At 39.1% G+C, this 18,483-nt stretch carries 18 protein-coding genes; 5 read left to right on the top strand and 13 right to left on the bottom strand.

The window, feature by feature from the left end; translation table 11 throughout:
• Window positions 1-5: 5 nt before the first annotated feature.
• Entirely contained in the window at window positions 6-845 is an 840-nt protein-coding gene (locus BLW54_RS15310; protein ID WP_074735625.1) for a MerR family transcriptional regulator, read from the bottom strand.
• 548 nt (window positions 846-1,393) lie between these two features.
• Between BLW54_RS15310 and BLW54_RS15315 the strand changes: the two genes are divergently transcribed.
• Entirely contained in the window at window positions 1,394-1,993 is a 600-nt protein-coding gene (locus BLW54_RS15315; RefSeq protein WP_244153527.1) for a hypothetical protein, read from the top strand.
• Between the two features lie 1,447 nt (window positions 1,994-3,440).
• On the opposite strand, the gene BLW54_RS15325 is transcribed toward BLW54_RS15315, so the two are convergent.
• Complete coding sequence (locus tag BLW54_RS15325) at window positions 3,441-3,686, bottom strand: hypothetical protein (RefSeq protein ID WP_074735631.1); 246 nt, start codon at window positions 3,684-3,686, stop codon at window positions 3,441-3,443.
• A gap of 113 nt (window positions 3,687-3,799) precedes the next feature.
• Window positions 3,800-4,099, bottom strand: a complete 300-nt coding sequence (locus tag BLW54_RS15330; protein WP_074735633.1) for a TIGR04104 family putative zinc finger protein — start codon at window positions 4,097-4,099, stop codon at window positions 3,800-3,802.
• 922 nt (window positions 4,100-5,021) lie between these two features.
• Between BLW54_RS15330 and yqgA the strand changes: the two genes are divergently transcribed.
• On the top strand, window positions 5,022-5,453 hold the full coding sequence (yqgA, locus tag BLW54_RS15335) for a cell wall-binding protein YqgA (protein WP_074735635.1): 432 nt from the start codon (window positions 5,022-5,024) through the stop codon (window positions 5,451-5,453).
• A gap of 340 nt (window positions 5,454-5,793) precedes the next feature.
• Here yqgA and BLW54_RS15340 read toward each other — a convergent pair whose 3' ends face one another.
• The 7 genes from BLW54_RS15340 to rfbA are packed head-to-tail and all read right to left on the bottom strand — an operon-like array spanning window position 5,794 to window position 12,556.
• Window positions 5,794-7,503: a DUF6044 family protein gene (locus BLW54_RS15340; protein WP_074735637.1), complete on the bottom strand. Its 1,710-nt coding sequence runs from the start codon at window positions 7,501-7,503 to the stop codon at window positions 5,794-5,796.
• The gene (gene rffA / locus BLW54_RS15345) at window positions 7,466-8,596 is read right to left on the bottom strand and encodes a dTDP-4-amino-4,6-dideoxygalactose transaminase (protein ID WP_074735639.1); all 1,131 of its coding nucleotides are present in this window, start codon (window positions 8,594-8,596) and stop codon (window positions 7,466-7,468) included. The genes BLW54_RS15340 and rffA overlap by 38 nt, the downstream gene beginning before the upstream one ends.
• A gap of 11 nt (window positions 8,597-8,607) precedes the next feature.
• Window positions 8,608-8,973, bottom strand: coding sequence for an EamA family transporter (locus BLW54_RS15350; protein ID WP_074735641.1), 366 nt, complete (start codon window positions 8,971-8,973; stop codon window positions 8,608-8,610).
• A gap of 3 nt (window positions 8,974-8,976) precedes the next feature.
• Window positions 8,977-9,666 (bottom strand): GNAT family N-acetyltransferase, encoded by a 690-nt coding sequence (locus tag BLW54_RS15355; protein WP_074735642.1) that lies wholly within the window; start codon window positions 9,664-9,666, stop codon window positions 8,977-8,979.
• Window positions 9,656-10,603 carry a glycosyltransferase family 2 protein gene (locus tag BLW54_RS15360; RefSeq protein WP_074735643.1) on the bottom strand — a complete coding sequence of 316 codons (948 nt, stop codon included), beginning with the start codon at window positions 10,601-10,603 and terminating at the stop codon, window positions 9,656-9,658. Before BLW54_RS15360 ends, BLW54_RS15355 begins: the two co-directional genes overlap by 11 nt.
• Window positions 10,600-11,631 (bottom strand): dTDP-glucose 4,6-dehydratase, encoded by a 1,032-nt coding sequence (gene rfbB, locus BLW54_RS15365; RefSeq protein ID WP_074735645.1) that lies wholly within the window; start codon window positions 11,629-11,631, stop codon window positions 10,600-10,602. The genes BLW54_RS15360 and rfbB overlap by 4 nt, the downstream gene beginning before the upstream one ends.
• Complete coding sequence (gene rfbA, locus BLW54_RS15370) at window positions 11,624-12,556, bottom strand: glucose-1-phosphate thymidylyltransferase RfbA (protein ID WP_074735647.1); 933 nt, start codon at window positions 12,554-12,556, stop codon at window positions 11,624-11,626. The genes rfbB and rfbA overlap by 8 nt, the downstream gene beginning before the upstream one ends.
• 614 nt (window positions 12,557-13,170) lie before the next feature.
• Between rfbA and bla the strand changes: the two genes are divergently transcribed.
• Together bla and BLW54_RS15380 are read left to right on the top strand one after the other, a co-directional pair.
• Window positions 13,171-14,070, top strand: coding sequence for a class A beta-lactamase (gene bla / locus BLW54_RS15375; RefSeq protein ID WP_074735697.1), 900 nt, complete (start codon window positions 13,171-13,173; stop codon window positions 14,068-14,070).
• 143 nt (window positions 14,071-14,213) lie between these two features.
• Window positions 14,214-15,260 carry a M14 family zinc carboxypeptidase gene (locus tag BLW54_RS15380; protein WP_074735649.1) on the top strand — a complete coding sequence of 349 codons (1,047 nt, stop codon included), beginning with the start codon at window positions 14,214-14,216 and terminating at the stop codon, window positions 15,258-15,260.
• 552 nt (window positions 15,261-15,812) lie between these two features.
• On the opposite strand, the gene BLW54_RS15385 is transcribed toward BLW54_RS15380, so the two are convergent.
• The 3 genes from BLW54_RS15385 to BLW54_RS15395 all read right to left on the bottom strand — a co-directional run bounded on the left by BLW54_RS15385 (window position 15,813) and on the right by BLW54_RS15395 (window position 17,747).
• On the bottom strand, window positions 15,813-16,085 hold the full coding sequence (locus tag BLW54_RS15385) for a DUF6241 domain-containing protein (protein WP_074735651.1): 273 nt from the start codon (window positions 16,083-16,085) through the stop codon (window positions 15,813-15,815).
• Entirely contained in the window at window positions 16,082-16,348 is a 267-nt protein-coding gene (locus tag BLW54_RS15390; protein ID WP_074735653.1) for a hypothetical protein, read from the bottom strand. Before BLW54_RS15390 ends, BLW54_RS15385 begins: the two co-directional genes overlap by 4 nt.
• A gap of 298 nt (window positions 16,349-16,646) precedes the next feature.
• Window positions 16,647-17,747 (bottom strand): NADH:flavin oxidoreductase, encoded by a 1,101-nt coding sequence (locus BLW54_RS15395; RefSeq protein WP_074735655.1) that lies wholly within the window; start codon window positions 17,745-17,747, stop codon window positions 16,647-16,649.
• A gap of 381 nt (window positions 17,748-18,128) precedes the next feature.
• Between BLW54_RS15395 and BLW54_RS15400 the strand changes: the two genes are divergently transcribed.
• Window positions 18,129-18,473: a DUF3992 domain-containing protein gene (locus tag BLW54_RS15400; RefSeq protein WP_074735657.1), complete on the top strand. Its 345-nt coding sequence runs from the start codon at window positions 18,129-18,131 to the stop codon at window positions 18,471-18,473.
• Window positions 18,474-18,483 lie beyond the last annotated feature (10 nt).

Genomic DNA, 18,483 nt, shown 5'->3' on the forward strand with positions numbered 1-18,483 from the left:
GAAGGTCAATCCTTTTCACCCACCGGGATTTGAATCCAGGTTACAAAGGCTGTTTTATCCTGGGTAACTGACTCATCGAGCATGGCTATTTCGAGTGGGGCCCCGGTCATTCGATAGCCATCTTCCTGTAGACGTTTTAAGACAAAGGAATAGCTGGATTTGATCGTTTCATATGGTCCGTGATGTGGATAACAAGCGTACGTCCCCGGATCCAGGTATGATGTCTTTAAACCTTCCTTCTCTTGTTGAAGCAATTCAAAGACAGCTCGATATTTTACAGCCCCTTCTTTATTAAGGCTATCTATTTCGGCAACAGTCCCAAAATCGCCAGTAAAAAATCCATCATAACCGACTCCGGCTGAAGAGAGATCCTCTAAGTCCCTTAAATACAATGCATCCGCTTCTTTCATCAAATCGATCGGCGTATCATTATACAGATAAGAAATCGCACGTTCTGGAAAGCGGCGATACACCAACGAAGGTGTGGCGCTAAGCGAAAGTCCCTCTTCGATCGTAGAAATTTTGTTTTTGATTTTCTCGGAAACCTTCTTCAACCGCTCCATTTCTTCCTCCACTTCTCCAAGCTTTCGTTCCAGCAGACCTTTCGTATTTTCAGGGGTGCGATGCTCCAGCTGCTGCCGGATATCCTTCATGGAAAAACCGTTTTTCTTCAAGAAGATGATGGTATCAAGTACGACAAATTGTTCAATGGTATAGTAACGATAACGAGTGTCAGTATCTATATATTTTGGCTGGAAAAGCCCAATCTCATCATAGTAACGAAGTGTCGAAGTAGAGAGTTGGAATAGTTTGGCCACTTCTCCTACACGGAACCGTTGCTTCATTCGAATCCCACCTTTTTTCATTATAAATTCTTCTATTTATATCAGTTGGTTTGCATAAACCTTCACCCGAAATGAATAGATCATTTTCTTCCTTCTTTGAAGTCATTTTCTTTGAATTTCACTAAATCCAACTTTGACATGCTCCCCTCCTTAATTCACTATTTACTCATAGGATCACCTTCGAGTAGATGTTGAATTAATGCCCCGTTTCATGAAGACTTGAATGAAACGCTCTAATCCACCGTAACTGGTTATTTAGTTCATTGTAAGCCTATCAAGAAGTTTAAGAAATGTATGATGATAATAGTTTCATTGATTGAAGAAAACAAGTATCTACCACCATGGAAATAGCAATCCATGGAGATATTCCTTATGTGTAAACATCATTACTTACGTAAATTTAACCCGATTACTAATCTATGATCGTTTTCCCCATGTCTTAACAACTAACCATAAACCATTGTAATTTTATGGTAATATGGACGTAAGGTTTTTACAGACCCTGTTAGTTTTAATAGATTATCATTGGGTTTTATGAGGAGGAAGATATGATGAGAAAAAGAATATTTAATTTAAATACGTTATATATCCTCATGGCAATAGTGGCAATTGGCATCCTGCTGATACCGCGAATAATCGAAGGCATTAAGTTACAATCCAAAGGTATCAGCTATATAACTAGTAACATAGAGGATTATTATCATAAGACCTTTCCTAAGGAAGGAAAATATACCGTGGAAATTGATTTAAGTGATATAGAGAGTAATGAAGGAAAAGTGCTTTTTGAGGATAGTGAAAATAAAATTTATGTAACGAAAGTAACACATAGTGATTCAGAATACGAAGTAACTTTCAGATCAAGTGGAAGTTATGACTCGGGTGGTGCGACATTAATTTCTGGTTTGGAACACGCACGTAATAATAACAGTTTTACCACTCATTTCAAAGCGGAAGCCGAAGCAACGTATAAAGGCGAACCTTATGAGTTATCTCCTTCTGGATCTTCTGGGTTAAATTACCGCGATGGGGATCAATTTGGATTTTATTTATTTCCTCCAAACCAAATGAAAAATATTGATTTAAAAGAAGACCCTCTCATAGAGGTGACGATTACTAATTTACAAATAAATTTATGGGTGAAAAAGTAAGTCATTTGAAGGGTGATTTTCTCTAGATAAAAAAAGATGTCCTATCCCTTTACCTTCTAATATTATTCAAATGCATTAAAAACGATATTATCCCTATGGTACGAACCCCCATTACTTTAACAATTTTATTTCTTACTAAATACTTTCCTTAAAGCGACAGCTGCTAGAATGATAGCAATGATTAATATAATTATTCCAGACAAGTTAAAGCTATGTAACATCGTATCCCTCCATTCTTCTATAATAACCTGCTCCGTTAGCACTATAAATCATAGCCACTGCAACTTTCGCCCCTAAACCTGAAGGCTTGAGTTCAAGGGGGCATCCTTATTTTCATCAAAAAAGTGTAAATGTTTTACCAAGAATGTCTTATGATTTTAAATGTTAAAGGAAAATATAAATGATACCGCTATCATTATCGGTATTACTATTATAAGGGCAAATAAATTCGTTATATAATTTAATGGAACAAACGCCTCCCAAATTCCCCCCACTACTTTCCATAAAACAAGAAAATTTATTATTGTGAAAGTAAAATAGATGAATTTCACAAGAAGTTGTTTCAATTTACTTCCCCTTTCCTTAAACCGTTTCAATAAAACTTCATAACTTCATACTTCAAGAAACTAGAGCTACTATAGCTACTAAATAATGAAAATTCCCATAACTTAACTTAAAATTCTTTTTACTACTAATAGCTATCCCCCCTATACACTCTATATCAATTATACGAAATTAACTTCCTATGGTTTCAGCTACCTACATGATAAAAAAGGACATTTATCACTTATTGGAAATTAAGCTCCTATAGTTAAAGACTCAAAATCGAGAAATATCACGTATAATTGTCGAACCGATAAATGCCATTCAATCAAATGAAACTTTTAGAAACTTTTTCCGTAAGACATATACAAAGCTTTGGAGGTGCATGATGAAAAACACTCTTAAACTTATACTTGTAATAATTTTAGGTATAGCATTATGGAATGGGATAAAATACATATGGAACCTTCTTATTTAAACACCGAAAAAACAACCACTTTGGTGGTTGTTTTTTGTTAAAGTACCTTCGTGAATTATTGGTCTTTTCTGCAGTAAAACCTCCTATTCCTCGACACGAAACCGAGATACCTTGCTACAATATGGAGCATTACTAATAACTCTTTACGTTTTGAAGATATTACCTGCTTCCAAGGAATCTACTATCTTAATATGATCGTTCCTAAAAAAGCGCAACCAATAGTTGTCTCTTTTTAGTCTTTAAACGACAGAATTATCAGCTATTGTTTGTTGCGAGATAAAACTCTTCCATATACCTGGAATGATATGTTACGAAAACCTTATTTCTTAGATTTGCTTTGTTATAGAACTGGAAAACTTGATCCGAGATATCTTGCAACAAACTTTAAACTAATTCACCCTTAGCTTAAGTAAGGGGCAACATCATTTATAAAAAGCCAACCAAATCTTTTAACGCTGATAAAGATAAAATAACAGCCATAAAAATATATAAATACCCTCTTTTACGTTGATTTCCCTTAACTTGTTCAATTCCCATTAGGAAAAAGAAAATGAACAAAAAAAGGATAAATATATTTGATGGTATTTGAACATCATTAATAAATAAATGAGAGAACCCCAGACCAAACCCAATGGCAGCCAGGATGTAATTTACCATTTTTAGTACATTCAATGCTCACTCACTCCTTAATTTTCTTCCATCAACCTGCTTCATTAGTGGAAAAGCGATCGTCCATATTGACAATTCAATTGCCTTCCTTACCGTAAGACTTGATCTGGAAGAATTTATAGTTGCTCTTTCTCATTAGATAACTCCGTTAAAAATGGAGAAGGTATACTCATCACGGTAATACCAATAATAAAGAAGACTATATTCAAAACAAATGCTGCATCTGATTTATTAAAAATCCAAATTAAAATGAGCATAACCATGAATGAAAGAACCGCATGTTTAAATTGAGATTTTTCAGATAAATACTGTCTTTTCCCACAATAATCACACGTGATTTTAGACTTCAACTTCATTTGTTGCTTCATTGTCTGAGACCAAGACCATTTATTTTTACAATTTTGGCAAGTTGGCACGTTGTTAACCTCCCCACTTACACCTCTTTACCATTAGAAATATCTACTACGGAATAGTTTGTTTAATAAGATTAATTTCTTAAGCAAATATAATAGAAAAGCGCCCCCGGTTTATTGAGGTTTCAAGTTAAAGATTAACGAACTGATTTGAAACTGCGCATTTAGTATTCACCTATAAAATCTGTGAATTGGATAGCGAAGCCAAGTAATAGAATCATTCCTACTAATAAACAACCTATATGCAATACTCTCTGAAACCAATTTTCTCCTTTGATCTTTCTTATAGTTGCTAACGGTAATAGGGTTAATAAGATGCCAAACAGCAGTGCATACTCCATTTAACCACTCCTTATACTTGTAAAAAAGGATCACTTTCACCCCCTTTAGTCAAGGTTGCCCCCTTTCTATCTCCCCCGATCATTCATGCATTCAGCTAAGCCATGGGTCAGTCCACTCTTGAGGATATTGCCATGTTATTTGGTCATTCCATATGAGTAAAGCACAAGTTGGGGCAAAAGCTCTCCGATTAAATAAGGAAAGGGCTGGATCATTCTTCCAAAAATGCAAAAGAACACATACATAGTAATTGATAATTAGAAAAGGACCTTTCGCAGTCCTTTTTTAATTTATGCTTTATCTGTATTTCTTCTTCTAATGCTAACCTTAAACATAAAACCGAAGGTGGTTCCTTTGTTCAAGAATTGCCCTTATTGTTGAAGTCTTGATTACTACTCTCTCCGAGTTTAATATAACCTGAAAGTAACATTCGAGAAGATGCTAAACAATTGGGAAAGTGAATCTATTAAAAGCCTCCTAACACCACTGTTTTTAACCTCACTTGCGAAATTTGGAAAACTATAGTTTTATATTCCAATAAATGTTAATATTGATATAAATTCACAGAAAGAAAGGGATTGAAAAGATGAAAAAGATTTTACCTTTCGTTGGGATTACTCTTATGATACTAGGCGTATTTGCATTTGTTCCTTCGAATGAAGCTCATGCCGCATCATATAAGAATGGTAGCTGTACTGTAACCGTGCATTCTGATTACGGTGTATATGGCCCAAATGCTAGTACAGTTGATGCCTGGGCAACATCAAGTGGCTGTGGGACATTGTACTATAAAATGGAAATCTTAGATCAATGGGGGCATAGCGCCACTAGCCAGGCATTTAGTGGATATTTTAGTTACCGAACCCCTACCAAGTATTTTGATATTGGTAGAATTAGAGACTACACAGCAGGTGGAAGAGATTCTGATGCCTATTTGGTAGAGGTTACACTATATTCGGATTCTGGCCACAATAATTACATTGGAATGGCTAACAAACAAATCATTGTTCAAAAATAAGAATTTTAAACAATATCTTCTCTCAACTCAATAACTTGAATGTTAAAAAACTTCCTTAACTACAATAAGGAAGTTTTTTATTTCGTGATTTACCTTCCAATTTTATCCTTCTTTTGAGTTTATTTACAACTTTTTGCACTCACTTTCCTAGAGTAAATGACCCTATTAAAATATTTCATCCTACTGCCTTAAAGTAGAATCATTAGTCAGCAAATGCTTGTTTCTAGGCAATTAAAGATTGAATCTCGCGTGTTTTTTATACCAATTTTCCTATCTACCCCACCCAAATTTAGAGCCGATATAAAAATCCCTCAAACACCATAAATGTTTGAGGGGTCTTTTATGGGTTTACTTTATATAAATAGATTTTCAATGGGGATCTGTCATTCTCAAAAGCTTTCTCTAATTCGAGACCGATATGGCGGTGATTCGCGATAGGAAGAGCGGATATAACATAATCGCCCCCCATCTCCTCTAATATCTTCGTATTGATTTCAAGCTGTTTAATCACCTGCGTACTATTTTTAGAAAACATATAATCTTTTCCTAAATCGGCGACATACATATACAGCCTGCTGCCCCAACCGTCAAAGTAATTCCTAAGCCGGGGATTCTTCTCAAGCTCTGGGGCAATAATTTCACGAAACTGTCTTTTATACGATAAAGGAATCGTTACATTATAGGTGTCCAATGTGTACATGCCATTATATTGTGCGATGGTCGGGTGCATGCCGACGCTTACCACACGGTATTCAGAAGGGGCTTTACCTACATAACTTTTAATATCCCGGAAAAGGTCTTCCGAGTAGAATTCTTCAAAGGTAGGTGTTCCGGTTTCTTTATATTTCGTTTCCTCATTCAATTGGAAAAGCAGGCTGATCTGAATACCTATGAGGACCACGGCCACTGCTATCCCCCATCTTATCTGCTTCACAAGGATAATCAGAGCAAACGCGAACGCCAAATACCATAATAATGGACTAAGAAAGTGTATGCGACTGAAATTAAAGGCGTTCAAAAGCATCCATTGATCCTTTATCAGCCTCCACCCTTCCCAGTACCACAAGGCATACCAAAAGGATAAAAGCATATTGAGTGTCATCACAAAGGCAAGAGAATGAAAGGTGATTTTCTTATAAAAGGCGATTAGAAAAGCGATAATCACGGTTGGGAGAATTACCTTTTGATGCAAACTTATATCATGGGTGTGGCCCCAAATGAAATTTTTGCTGAACAGCTGAAGTGTATCACCAAAGCTTTTATGTCCAAGATCAAAGGAAACCCGGTGTGGGGTGAACGTATCTTCCATAAACATGCCGGCAAGAAGCAAATAATTTTTCCCTAAATAAATCATTCCCATGCTGATGATAGCGGTCAGAAATAAGAGGTTCATCTGTTTCGTTTTTATCCAGTCAAACAGCCATAAGATTCCCATCAACCCAAGGAAAAATATAAAAGTAAGAATGAGGCTTGAATGAAAAGGAAGCAGCCCTATAATGAACCAATAACCGACCGGCGTTCTTTTGCCATGCTTCCGTACCTTGAGGAACGCGAGCAATGCAAGAGGCAAACCGGCAATTGATAACGCTCCAGAGGGCCAAAAGGGCAAAAGTGCATACCCCAAAGATACCCCTGCAGAAATCCATTTTACCCGCGGTAAATCAAAATCACCCTTTTCTCTAAATAAAAAATTAAGCAGAGCATACATACCGAAAAAGGCGGCAAATCGCATAATCGTCTGGTTCATGGTATAGGCAGTGAAAGGCTCAAACCAAACATAAAGCCATACCATCAAATCCATACTTGAAGATAACGCACTTCGGGGCAGACCATTGATGACGTTTGGCAAGGTCGACCCTGGCGAGGCAAAAATCTGTCCGCTTTCTGCCAAAAGCTTATACCAAACAATATTCGAATCCAAATTGTCATGCACACGGATATGCGTCTCTTCTCCAAGCAGATAATAAGGCATGAGATACACTGCAATAATAAGGCATGAGAGGATCAGCCATTTATTCTTTAAAATACTTTTGTATATGTTCAACCACATAACCCACATCCTCTGATTCCATCCCATAATAGAGAGGCAGTCTTAAAAGTCTTTCTCCTTCGCGTTTAGTAAGCGGCTCACCGCCAGCGGACCTGCCGTATTTTTCTCCTCCCGGAGACGAATGGAGAGGCTCATAATGGGGGACCGCCATTATTCCTTTACGATCAAGGTATGCCCGCAAGTCTTCTCTTTCTTCCAAATCTGCAGTTTTTATATAAAACATATGGGCATTATGCTGACATTCGTCCGGAATTTGCTGTACGTCAATTTTCCCCTTTTCTATCAATGGCTGCAGGCCCTCTGCATAATGGTTCCATGACTCCATCCGGTCTTCGTAAATCGTATCAGCTGTTCTCAATTGGGCCAGTAGATATGCTGCGTTCAGCTCACTCAGTAAATAGGATGAACCGATATCTTGCCATGTATATTTATTGACTTGGCCACGTTTAAACTGGGAGCGATTGGTCCCTTTTTCCTGTATGATTTCCGCTCGTTCGATGTAATGGCTGTCGTTAATCAGTAAGGCCCCGCCTTCTCCACAAGTATAATTTTTCGTCTCATGGAAGCTGAACGTGCCAAAGTGACCCAGCGTTCCAAGCTCCTTGCCTTTAAATGTACTTAACAGCGCCTGGGCAGCATCTTCGATTACAAACAAACCATGCTTTTCGGCAATGTCCATCACTTTATCCATATCACAGCTTACACCAGCATAATGGACGACCACAATGGCTTTGGTGTGAGGAGTAATCGCTTGTTCGATCAAATCCGTATTTATATTCATCGTTTGAGGATCGATATCTATAAATACAGGCGTCGCTCCTCTTAGCACGAAAGCATTAGCTGTTGTAACAAACGTATAAGAAGGCATAAGGACCTCATCCCCGGCCTTCAGATCGGCTAACAGTGCAGCCATCTCTAATGCTGCTGTACAAGAAGGGGTCAATAATGCTTTCTTACTAGACAACCTCCATTCCAGCCAGTCTTTGCATTTTTCTCCAAATGGGCCATTGCCAGAAAACTTTTTATTACTCAACACTTGATGAATATACGTTTCTTCTTTTCCAGTAATACACGGAATATTAAATGGGATCAAAGTCGACCACCTCACAAAGATTGGCTGGTAATGATTATTCCTATAACAATAAAGCTAAGTCCGACTACTTTTTGCACCGTAACAGGCTCTTGAAATAAAAAGACGGAAAGCAGGAATACCAAAACAAAAGATAAACTCATAAATGGGTAGGCATAGCTGATATCAAATTTCGTCATCGCCCCCATCCAAAAGATCGAAGCGATGAACGCGGAAAAAAAACCTGACAAAATGAAGGGATCTAAAAGCAGCTGAAGCAGGAAAAACACTTTGTCTATCGCTCCAGGCGGAAGGCTCCCGAACTTTTCGATCCGCCATTTCAACATTAATTGTCCGTAGACAGTGAACAGGATGGTCCCGATAATATACAAGTACCCCATGTTCTACTCCTCTTCAATTTCATCATTAAATTTGTGGTAAACATCCACGGCTCCTCTAACCCTGAAGCCCAGGGAATAAAAAAGATTAAGGGAGGCTTGATTGATGGCGGAAATCGAAGTGATCAGCTTGTCATGTCCCTCTGATATTAACTGTCTGCACGCTGTGTAAAGAAACGGTTTACTCAACCCTGCTCCTCTGTAGGTCTCACTTACACCCATCAACAGAATTTTATTTCCTTCGTAGCCGATAAATCCAGCCAGCTCTTTCTGATAATACAAAAAGTACACCTGGTCTTGATGAAATAAATCCTTCAGCCAACGGACATAGCGTAAGTCTGCAAGTGGGGAAGGCACGTTTTGATCTCGATGAAAACGTCCATGAGCGAAGGCTTCATCTGCTATTATCAAGATAGAATCAAGATCACCTTCCTTAGTTATGATGATCCCCTCTTTCTCAAAAGACTTCAGCCTTACTGCTTTACACTCAGGTTGAAGCAGTGTATCTACATAGTAAAAACCATAGGCTTCCAAGAGCCCCTTAGGAGAATGAGGATCCGCTTTAAGCGTAAAATGCCCTTTCCGATTCTCCGTCTCTTTTAATGCTCCTTCCTCTTCTGAAACCACTTCATATGTCTCGATGTTGAACGTTCGTTTATCCCATGGTGTTTTCTTAAGATAATGATTAGCTGCCATTGTGAACCCTCTCTTCATGCTTTACATCCGTCCGCTCGCGAATAATGTATAATGGACGCCCCTTCGTTTCATTAAAAACTTTTCCTAAATATAATCCGATGATCCCGAAATTAAAGAAGATAATACCGCCGATAAAATAGATAGACACCATTACACTCGTCCATCCTTGGACAGGCTGTGCTAAGAAAAAATAACGAAAAAATAAGTATAAACCATAGATAAATGACCCTAATGACATTAAAAAACCGAACTGAATGGATAAACGCAAAGGTTTGTTCGACTGTGAAATGATTACATCTGTCGCTAACGATATCATTTTCTTAAGGTTGTAAGAGGATTTCCCTTCTGACCTGCTCGCATGTTCAACAGGGATCGTTGTAGATTTATAACCCATCCATTTGATAAAAAGGGGAAACAAGCGGTTTTGCTCTCTCATATCTCGAAAACTCTCAATCACACCGCTTGAGCAGATACTAAAATTAGCGATTGTATAATCAGATGTCCGATCAGTCAGATAATCATAAACTTTGTAAAACAGTTTAGAAGATAACCTTTTGAAAACCCTATCTTTCCTGACTTCTCTTGCTCCAAATACGACCTCATATCCTTCCTGGGCTTTTTCATATAATCGCTTGATTTCCTCCGGTTGATCTTGAAGGTCACAATCCATAACGACCACCCAGTCTCCTTTTGTGTGATCAAGTCCTGCCGTAATCGCATGGTGCTGACCAAAATTTCTGGAAAGATCAAATCCCCTCACTTGAGGATTTTCTTCACAGATTTTTTGGATTTTATCCCAAGCTTGATCAGGGCTATGGTCATTAATTAACAAAATCTCATAATCACTGGGGATACTCTCAATCGTTCGGGTTATGCGGCTGCAAAGTTCGTCTAAACACGTGCGGCAGCCGTAGACAGGCACGACTACAGAAATCATTGCAATACCTCATACTTATTAGTGATATACCAATCTATTGTTTTTGCAAGTCCTTCCTCAAGGCTAACGTCTGGTTTCCATCTTAGCTCCCCTCTAAGTTTCGCGTCATCAACCGAATACCTTAAATCATGGCCAGGTCGATCATCCACAAAGGTAATAAGATCATCGAAACTCCTGTAATCACTTCCTTCTAATACGGTAGAAACAAGCTGGTCAAGCGTAGAACAAATCATACGGGTAAGTTTGAGATTCGTTTTTTCATTGCCTCCACCTACGTTATAAAGTTCCGACACTTTCCCGCGATGGTAGACCATATCTATGGCTTTGCAGTGGTCTTCAACATAAAGCCAGTCTCTTACATTGGACCCATCGCCATAAATAGGGATGGACTCTAAAGATAAGGCTTTTCTAATGATCGTTGGAATGAGTTTTTCCTTATGCTGTCTAGGTCCATAGTTATTGGAGCTGCTGGATAAAACTACATTCATCCCATAGGTAGTGTAGTAGCTTTTCACAAGCATGTTCGCACTCGCCTTTGTTGCGCTATAAGGATTACGCGGGTTATAAGGGCTTTCCTCGGTGAACTTTCCCTTTTCTCCTAACGTTCCATAGACTTCATCTGTTGAAATTAAATGAAACCTACGCTTAGAGATTTCTCCTTTTTCCTGCCAATCTTTTCTGGCAGCTTCAAGTAAAACACCTGTACCAAGCACATTTGAAGTGATGAATGGCAGCGCATCTTCTATGGACTTATCCACATGGGATTCAGCTGCAAAATGGAGTACACCTTGAATATCAAAATCCTTGAATACTTGGGTGACCGTTGCTTGATCCGCGATATCCCCGTGAATCCAGAAATAGTTATCCTTTGATTGGACGTCTGCTAGATTGTCAGTATCCCCCGCGTAAGTCAGCTTGTCCATGTTTACAATTTTTCGTTCTGGATATTTATTTAAGTAGTAATGGATAAAATGTGAACCGATAAACCCTAATCCTCCGGTAACTAAAAGAACTTTTGGTTTATTCATTTTCGACCACCCTCAATGACGGATGGTGATCTGATACACCCCAGTACTGCTCTACGTGCTTACGGCTGGAGATATCGATTAAATATTTTCCATAATCGTTATTTCCCATCGATTCACCGATTTCAAGCAGTTTCTCCTTTGGGAGGTATCCCATGTAATAGGCAATTTCTTCAATGCAAGCAACCTTAAACCCTTGACGCTGTTCAATGTTTTTAATGAACTCCGAAGCTTCAAATAAAGCATCATGAGTCCCTGCATCCAGCCAGGCAAATCCTCTGCCAAGCAGTTCCACATCAAGCCTGTCATTCTCTAAATATTTTTTGTTCACATCGGTTATTTCTAACTCCGCACGATCGGAAAACTGAAGTTTCTTCGCTATATTGATCACTTTGTTGTCATAGATATACAAGCCAGTTACAGCAAAATCTGATTTGGGCTCCTCCGGCTTCTCCTCTAACGAAACTACTTTTTGGTTATCATCAAATTCAACGACTCCAAAGCGTTTTGGATCTTTTACACGGTAGCCGAATACTGTTGCTCCAGAATGATTTTTCACTGCTTTTCTTAATATGTCCGTCAAACCTTGCCCGTAGAAAATATTATCGCCTAGGATTAATGTGACACTATCCTCTCCGATGAAATCCTCCGCAACTATGAAAGCGTCTGGAATCCCTCTCGGTTCTTCTTGAACTTTAAAATGTAGCGAAATCCCAAGGGACGTTCCATCCCCTAACAATTGTTTGAACCTCGGCAAATCTTCTGGTGAGCTAATAATCATGATTTTCTTGATACCCGCCAGCATCAGCATCGATAAAGGATAGTAAATCATCGGCTTGTCATAAACGGCTAACAAATGTTTATTCATACTATTGGTACTTGGAGACAATCGAGTGCCGTTTCCGCCTGCTAATATGATCCCTTTCATAGAAAGCCACCTCCGGAGGTTTAAAAGATATATTCCTTCCTATCCTATTCTCGTAAATGGCTAAAGTTAATCTTAAGAATTCTTTACGCTTGGTTTACAGAGTATTTCACGAAATAGGGAATAATTCCCATGTGTATTTAAGGCTCGAATCCGAGATATCTTGAAGGTGTTCATTCTAAACTAATGCCCCTTACCGGGAAACTTTTTATCCAAATTTATTACCTGATTAAAATGTGCTGAAAGCCCCCGTCTATTGAAAACTTGGATTCCAGGTAACTTTAATCTACCAGGCTTTTGATAATCGACGAACACCTTCATGGTTATTTAAATTATTGAGAGTGTTATAGTAGATAGAGGTAAGGTACAATTTAACAAAGTGTACCTCTGCCATTTGAATCAAAAGATTTATAATAGAACACTACTGATGTAATCAAAAAATTGGTAAATTTAAAAAGGAAAGTAATTTTGATATGTTCTCTGAGATAAGACATAGCAAACGGCCAATAAATCTACAGACTTACCACTTTTAAACCAAAGAAGCTAGTGCAATTTTCGATGATCAAAAATGGAAAGAGGTTATCTATTTGAAAAAAATCTATGAATCCAAATTCAGCATGCGTCAGGTTAAAATGTTTATGTCGTTGCTCGTATTGATTACACTTGCTGCCTGTTTTGATTCGACCAATTCAACCAATGTTTCATCTAAAGAGGAAAACGAAGTGGGAAAAACAACAAATGCAAGTGGAAAATTTTCTCAACTCGAGAATGAGTATAATGCTCGGCTCGGTGTCTATGCGATTGATACTGGCTCAAATCAGACCTTCGGATATCGACCTGAGGAACGTTTCGCTTTTGCATCCACCTACAAGGCATTGGCGGCTGCTATCGTGTTACAGCAGTCGACTATGAATGAGCTTAAGGAAGTCATTACTTATACCGAGGATGATTTGGTTTCCTATTCTCCGATAACCGAGAAACACGTGGACACAGGGATGAACCTTTTGGAACTTGCTGAAGCGGCGGTCCGGACCAGTGACAATACCGCAGGGAACCTCTTATTTAAGGTACTAGGAGGTCCTGATGGATTTGAGCAAGCCTTAAGACAAATCGGCGATAACACTACCCAGTCCGAACGATACGAACCAGATTTGAATGAATTCACCCCAGGAGATAATCGTGACACCAGCACACCAAAAGCTCTTACCACTGACCTTCAGGCATTCGCAGTCGGTGACTTACTTTCGGATGATGAGCGTGAACGGTTCACGAATTGGCTGCAGGGAAATGCGACAGGAGATACACTGATTCGTGCGGGCGCACCTGAAGGATGGAAAGTTGGCGATAAGAGTGGGGCCGGAAGTTATGGAACGAGAAATGACATTGCCGTTGTTTGGCCGCCAAACAGAGAACCAATCATTATTTCAATTATGTCCCGTCATTATACGGAAGAGGCCAAATATGATGATGCGCTAATTGCGCAGGCTGCCAAGGTCGCTCTTAACGCCCTAAAGTGAATCAAAAAAGAGCAGCAATATGGTTAATCTATTTGGGTATGTATGAATACCTCACCATTTGTTTCCCAAAATTTTTGATTCCTCTTTTATAAAAGGAACATAGCTATTTTTTGTCGAAAGTAGTAAATAAAGGAGGCATTTTTATGAAAAAACTAGTAACCATAGCCTTAACAGGCACCGTACTAGCCGGAGGAGTTTTTGCTGACATTCCTCTTGTTCAAGCAGCAGGAAACGGCCCGGACTATCAGGGACATGAGACGATCAACACCTCTATCCTCCATACATACAGCGAAATGGTAGATTTCCTTAAAACACAGGAAAAAAAGCAGTCTAATATGGAATTAGAGGTCATTGGCGAAACCGTCAAAGGACGGGATATACATTTGGTGAAATATATGCAAAACCCGGCCAACCCGACTATCCTATATATCACTCAACAACATGGTGATGAAGCATTGACAACGGAAGGTTCTTTGGATTTCATCAAGCAACTTGGTACAGGGAAGTCAAAAGGGCTCTTTGATGATGTAAATATCCTGATCATCCCTATGTATAATGCTGACGGGGCCATGGGAGATGTGAATTACGAGTTAGAAAATTACGCAGCAAGCGGTGATCGTCATCTGACACGCCTGAATGCGAAGGGGATAGATTTAAATCGTGACCATGATGCGAAAACACAGCCAGAAACACAGGCACTTCATAACAATGTATTGGAAAAATACGATATAGATTACATGATCGACCTTCACCATCAAGGAGCCCAATGGGTAAAAGACGGAAAATATGTTTCTGGTGCTATTTTCCCATCACATCCTGACCACACAGACCCTGAGGTGTTACAAGGTTCCAAACAGTTAGGTGCTGTTGTCTATGATGCCATCGAACCAAAAGGCTGGGGACACCTGGCAAACTACGCAGGGAAAGGTTCCGCTTACGATAACGGTATCAGTGTTTATGGACTTGCCCATGACTACGATATTTCTACCCTTTTACTCGAGATCCGAGGCACTGCCGATAATGCCAACGATTTCGAAGTATTAGGCCAAAAAAGTAATGGTTACCTGACGAAGCAAGCCGTTATCGCCATGGATGCGACAGCAAGAGCAATTGCAGACGGAACAATCAATGAGAAAGAGGTTTCTTTCTGGGATGACTTGCCGGTTCAGGAAGAACGGCCATATAGATGACCATGGTTAGGCGTAATCCTAAAGCTTAGTTTATCTACCCCAATGGTACCTATCCAGTCTTTGATTAAAATCGTACTTGGAACTGTAGTATTTGGATCAATAGTAGTTGTGAATCTAGCTAGTCTTGGTAGATATGTATCGGAACCTTTACAAGCCCTGCTTCTTTTTTTAACCCTAATCTTGCTAGGGATATCTGGAGTGTTTATAGGACATATAATCTATAAGTTTTCCAGCTATAATAGTTCCATTGAATTCGCAGAACAGAATGCTTCCTAGCAAAAAACAATTGATACCATAAACTTCATTATTAATAAGATGGCAGATGTGAACACCGAAAATTAATTTCTGGATAATCTAATTGAAATACATATAATAACTCCCTCTTAAAATTTCGGAGGGAGTTATTCTTAAAAATAAAATGAATTATCGAATCTAAACATGGTTCTACTATGTATACTTCAGTCCAAAGGCTATCTCCTTGGCCAAATTGCTTATTTTGAACTATTTATTACTAAGTAAAAAGAAAGCAGATAAGCCCGCTGTTGGCAGATCTTATCGATTTTTTTCTATAAACTCTTTTTCCTCTTCTGGAGTTAACACCCCATTAGCTTTACCTACCGTTCCTCTTTCTAATCTCCAACGATTGTGGTCTACATCTATCGTGGTGAAATCTCGCTTACTCCACTTATTTAATATTTCCTTATACAATTTTGCATCCATTAGATCATTATTCGTTTGAACTGCACTTCTAAGCCAGTTGATTCTTTCATCGGTCATTTCATAGAATCCCCACTTTTCAGCAGCTCTAACTTTTTGGTGACTCATCCCATGAATATATTCTTTAACATGAGATCGTCTTTTGAAACATTATCACCGAACGGGTTCAACCCTTCTTCTTTGAATTTTTCTTGTTCTTCAGATGAAACCAAACCGCCATTCTTTCTCATATTCTCTATTTCTTCTTCTTGGTTAACCTCCTCCTGTGCCGAGGAGGTCGTTTCTGAAAACAAATAATCATTTATCACATAGGCACCTGCTGCAATAACAACTAGACTAATCGCTAGTACATATGCCAATACTTTATACATCGAATCCCCCTCTCAGTTGAATTAGGATTATACTTAACAAAATTAACCTATAACAAAGCCACCCCTCTCTTTTTCAAGGTTTAATTGGAAAAATGAGTACGTGTGCGAGGCCCAGCAATCACACAGTACAAATGATAGAAGCAACAACAATTTGGTTAAAGATTACAGGGATATTGTACCAAAATAACATATAACTTCCATGGGGAAAAAACATAAAATCTAATGCATCCCGGGGTTTTTGCAAATGACAAAAAAACAGACGTCCTGAAATAAGGACGCCTGTCTTCGAACTTTATCATTAATATAATTTGTGTAGCGCTTCTTTATTAAAGGCTAACAGATCATCCATTCTACCTTCATGGACTTTCTTTACCCATTCAGGATCCATTAATAACGAACGGCCAATGGCAATAAGGTCGAATTCATCACGATCAAGTTTTTCCATTAAACCGTCAAGACTCGTTGTACCGGCACCACTGAAGTCCGTAAAGACACCATCAAGCCCTACAGAACCGACGGAAATAACCGGTTTTCCTGACAGTTTCTTCGTCCAGCCTGCAAGATTTAAGTCAGAGCCCTCAAACTCCGGCTCCCAGAATCTACGAGTCGAGCAATGGAAAATATCAACGCCTGCTTCAACAAGCGGCTGTAAGAAGCGTTCCAACTCTTCAGGAGTGTTGACCAATTTCGCTTGGAAGTCATTCATCTTCCATTGGGAGAAACGGAAAATGATTGGGAAATCTCCCCCAACTTCTCGGCGGCACGCTTCTACGATTTCCACGGCAAACTGTGTGCGCTTAACGAAATCGCCGCCATATCTGTCGGTGCGTTTATTGGTGTTTCCCCAGAAGAACTGGTCGATCAAGTAACCATGAGCACCATGGATTTCAATAGCATCAAAGCCGAGGCGCTTTGCATCCGCTGCTGCTTTAGCGTAGGATTCCACCAGCGCCTCTACTTCTTCTGTAGATGATGGTTCGTTTATTTTCTCCCCATCCAAACTTAGGCCTGATGGCCCCACCGGCCATGCCTCTTCATTTGGAAGATCCCCTTTGCTGCGAGTCATTCCTACGTGCCACAGCTGCGGGGCGATTTTACCGCCGGCCTCATGTACTTCTCTCACAACATTCGCCCAGCCTTTCAACGCCTTCTCGCCATGAAACACAGGAATATTCGCACCAGATACAGAAGCCGGGTGGTCAATCCCCGTTCCTTCTGTAATAATCAACCCGACTTCATTCTCAGCCCGTCTGCGGTAATACGCCGCCACTTCCTCATCAGGAACGTTCCCAGGTGAAAACCCGCGTGTCATCGGTGCCATTACGGTACGGTTTGGAAGATTTAATTTATCACTAGTAAAAGTTTCAAATAAAGGTTTCGTTGTTCTTTGGTTTGTCATTGTTCTGCCTCCTTTTTTAAGCGTGTATGTAATTATCACAGATTAAAAAAGGAAACGAAAGAAATCTGTTTCTGGGGCTATTTATGATTACTACGATTTGTAATCGCTCGTGATTGTAAAAATGACTAAAGCCCTTTTAGGCTTCTCATTAGTTTTCTGAACTTTTGTAGCTCTTTCAGTGGTTTAAGCAGTTAATGATAGTATACTTTTTGATGACCACATATACAATTCCAGTTATTTTAATTCAAATTCAGGAATTCTTCAATTTACTTCTTCGTTCTCATATTTACAATTGTTGGTACATAAAAGCAACTGTCCAATCAATCTATATAAATTAAGCATATTATGTGGTGAATGAAAAATTGGTTTGGAGGAGCAAATATGGCTCAATTAGGAAGTTGTATTAACAATACATACTGTTGTGTCAATGATGCTGTATGTTGCACGATTTCTTTAGAAGACACTGGTGGGATTCCAGTTACTGTATGGGAGGACGTGACAGACTTTGTAATCAATGGAACCATAATGATTGAAAATAATGGGATAACTGACACTTCCCCGACAGCAGCACTTTATGTGAATGGTGAGGCAATTGGGGATTTTGTGCTAGCTGCTGGAGAGTGTAGATCCATCACCCTTAATGACATCAATTCAATTGGAATAGTTGGGGCTGGTACCGGCTCTTCAAATGTCAAAGTTTCTTTTTCCATAAATTATAAGTTCTAATGGTTAGTAC

This window comes from Halobacillus karajensis (assembly GCF_900108515.1).
Taxonomy (GTDB): domain Bacteria; phylum Bacillota; class Bacilli; order Bacillales; family Halobacillaceae; genus Halobacillus; species Halobacillus karajensis.

Bases quoted from the DNA above. Each gene is read 5' to 3' on its own strand.
- BLW54_RS15310 (WP_074735625.1), bottom strand. From the start codon at position 845: ATGAAGCAACGGTTCCGTGTAGGAGAAGTGGCCAAACTATTCCAACTC.
- BLW54_RS15315 (WP_244153527.1), top strand. From the start codon at position 1,394: ATGATGAGAAAAAGAATATTTAATTTAAATACGTTATATATCCTCATG.
- yqgA (WP_074735635.1), top strand. From the start codon at position 5,022: ATGAAAAAGATTTTACCTTTCGTTGGGATTACTCTTATGATACTAGGC.
- BLW54_RS15340 (WP_074735637.1), bottom strand. From the start codon at position 7,503: ATGTGGTTGAACATATACAAAAGTATTTTAAAGAATAAATGGCTGATC.
- BLW54_RS15350 (WP_074735641.1), bottom strand. From the start codon at position 8,973: ATGGGGTACTTGTATATTATCGGGACCATCCTGTTCACTGTCTACGGA.
- BLW54_RS15355 (WP_074735642.1), bottom strand. From the start codon at position 9,666: ATGGCAGCTAATCATTATCTTAAGAAAACACCATGGGATAAACGAACG.
- BLW54_RS15360 (WP_074735643.1), bottom strand. From the start codon at position 10,603: ATGATTTCTGTAGTCGTGCCTGTCTACGGCTGCCGCACGTGTTTAGAC.
- rfbB (WP_074735645.1), bottom strand. From the start codon at position 11,631: ATGAATAAACCAAAAGTTCTTTTAGTTACCGGAGGATTAGGGTTTATC.
- rfbA (WP_074735647.1), bottom strand. From the start codon at position 12,556: ATGAAAGGGATCATATTAGCAGGCGGAAACGGCACTCGATTGTCTCCA.
- bla (WP_074735697.1), top strand. From the start codon at position 13,171: ATGCGTCAGGTTAAAATGTTTATGTCGTTGCTCGTATTGATTACACTT.
- BLW54_RS15380 (WP_074735649.1), top strand. From the start codon at position 14,214: ATGAAAAAACTAGTAACCATAGCCTTAACAGGCACCGTACTAGCCGGA.
- BLW54_RS15385 (WP_074735651.1), bottom strand. From the start codon at position 16,085: ATGAGTCACCAAAAAGTTAGAGCTGCTGAAAAGTGGGGATTCTATGAA.
- BLW54_RS15390 (WP_074735653.1), bottom strand. From the start codon at position 16,348: ATGTATAAAGTATTGGCATATGTACTAGCGATTAGTCTAGTTGTTATT.
- BLW54_RS15395 (WP_074735655.1), bottom strand. From the start codon at position 17,747: ATGACAAACCAAAGAACAACGAAACCTTTATTTGAAACTTTTACTAGT.
- BLW54_RS15400 (WP_074735657.1), top strand. From the start codon at position 18,129: ATGGCTCAATTAGGAAGTTGTATTAACAATACATACTGTTGTGTCAAT.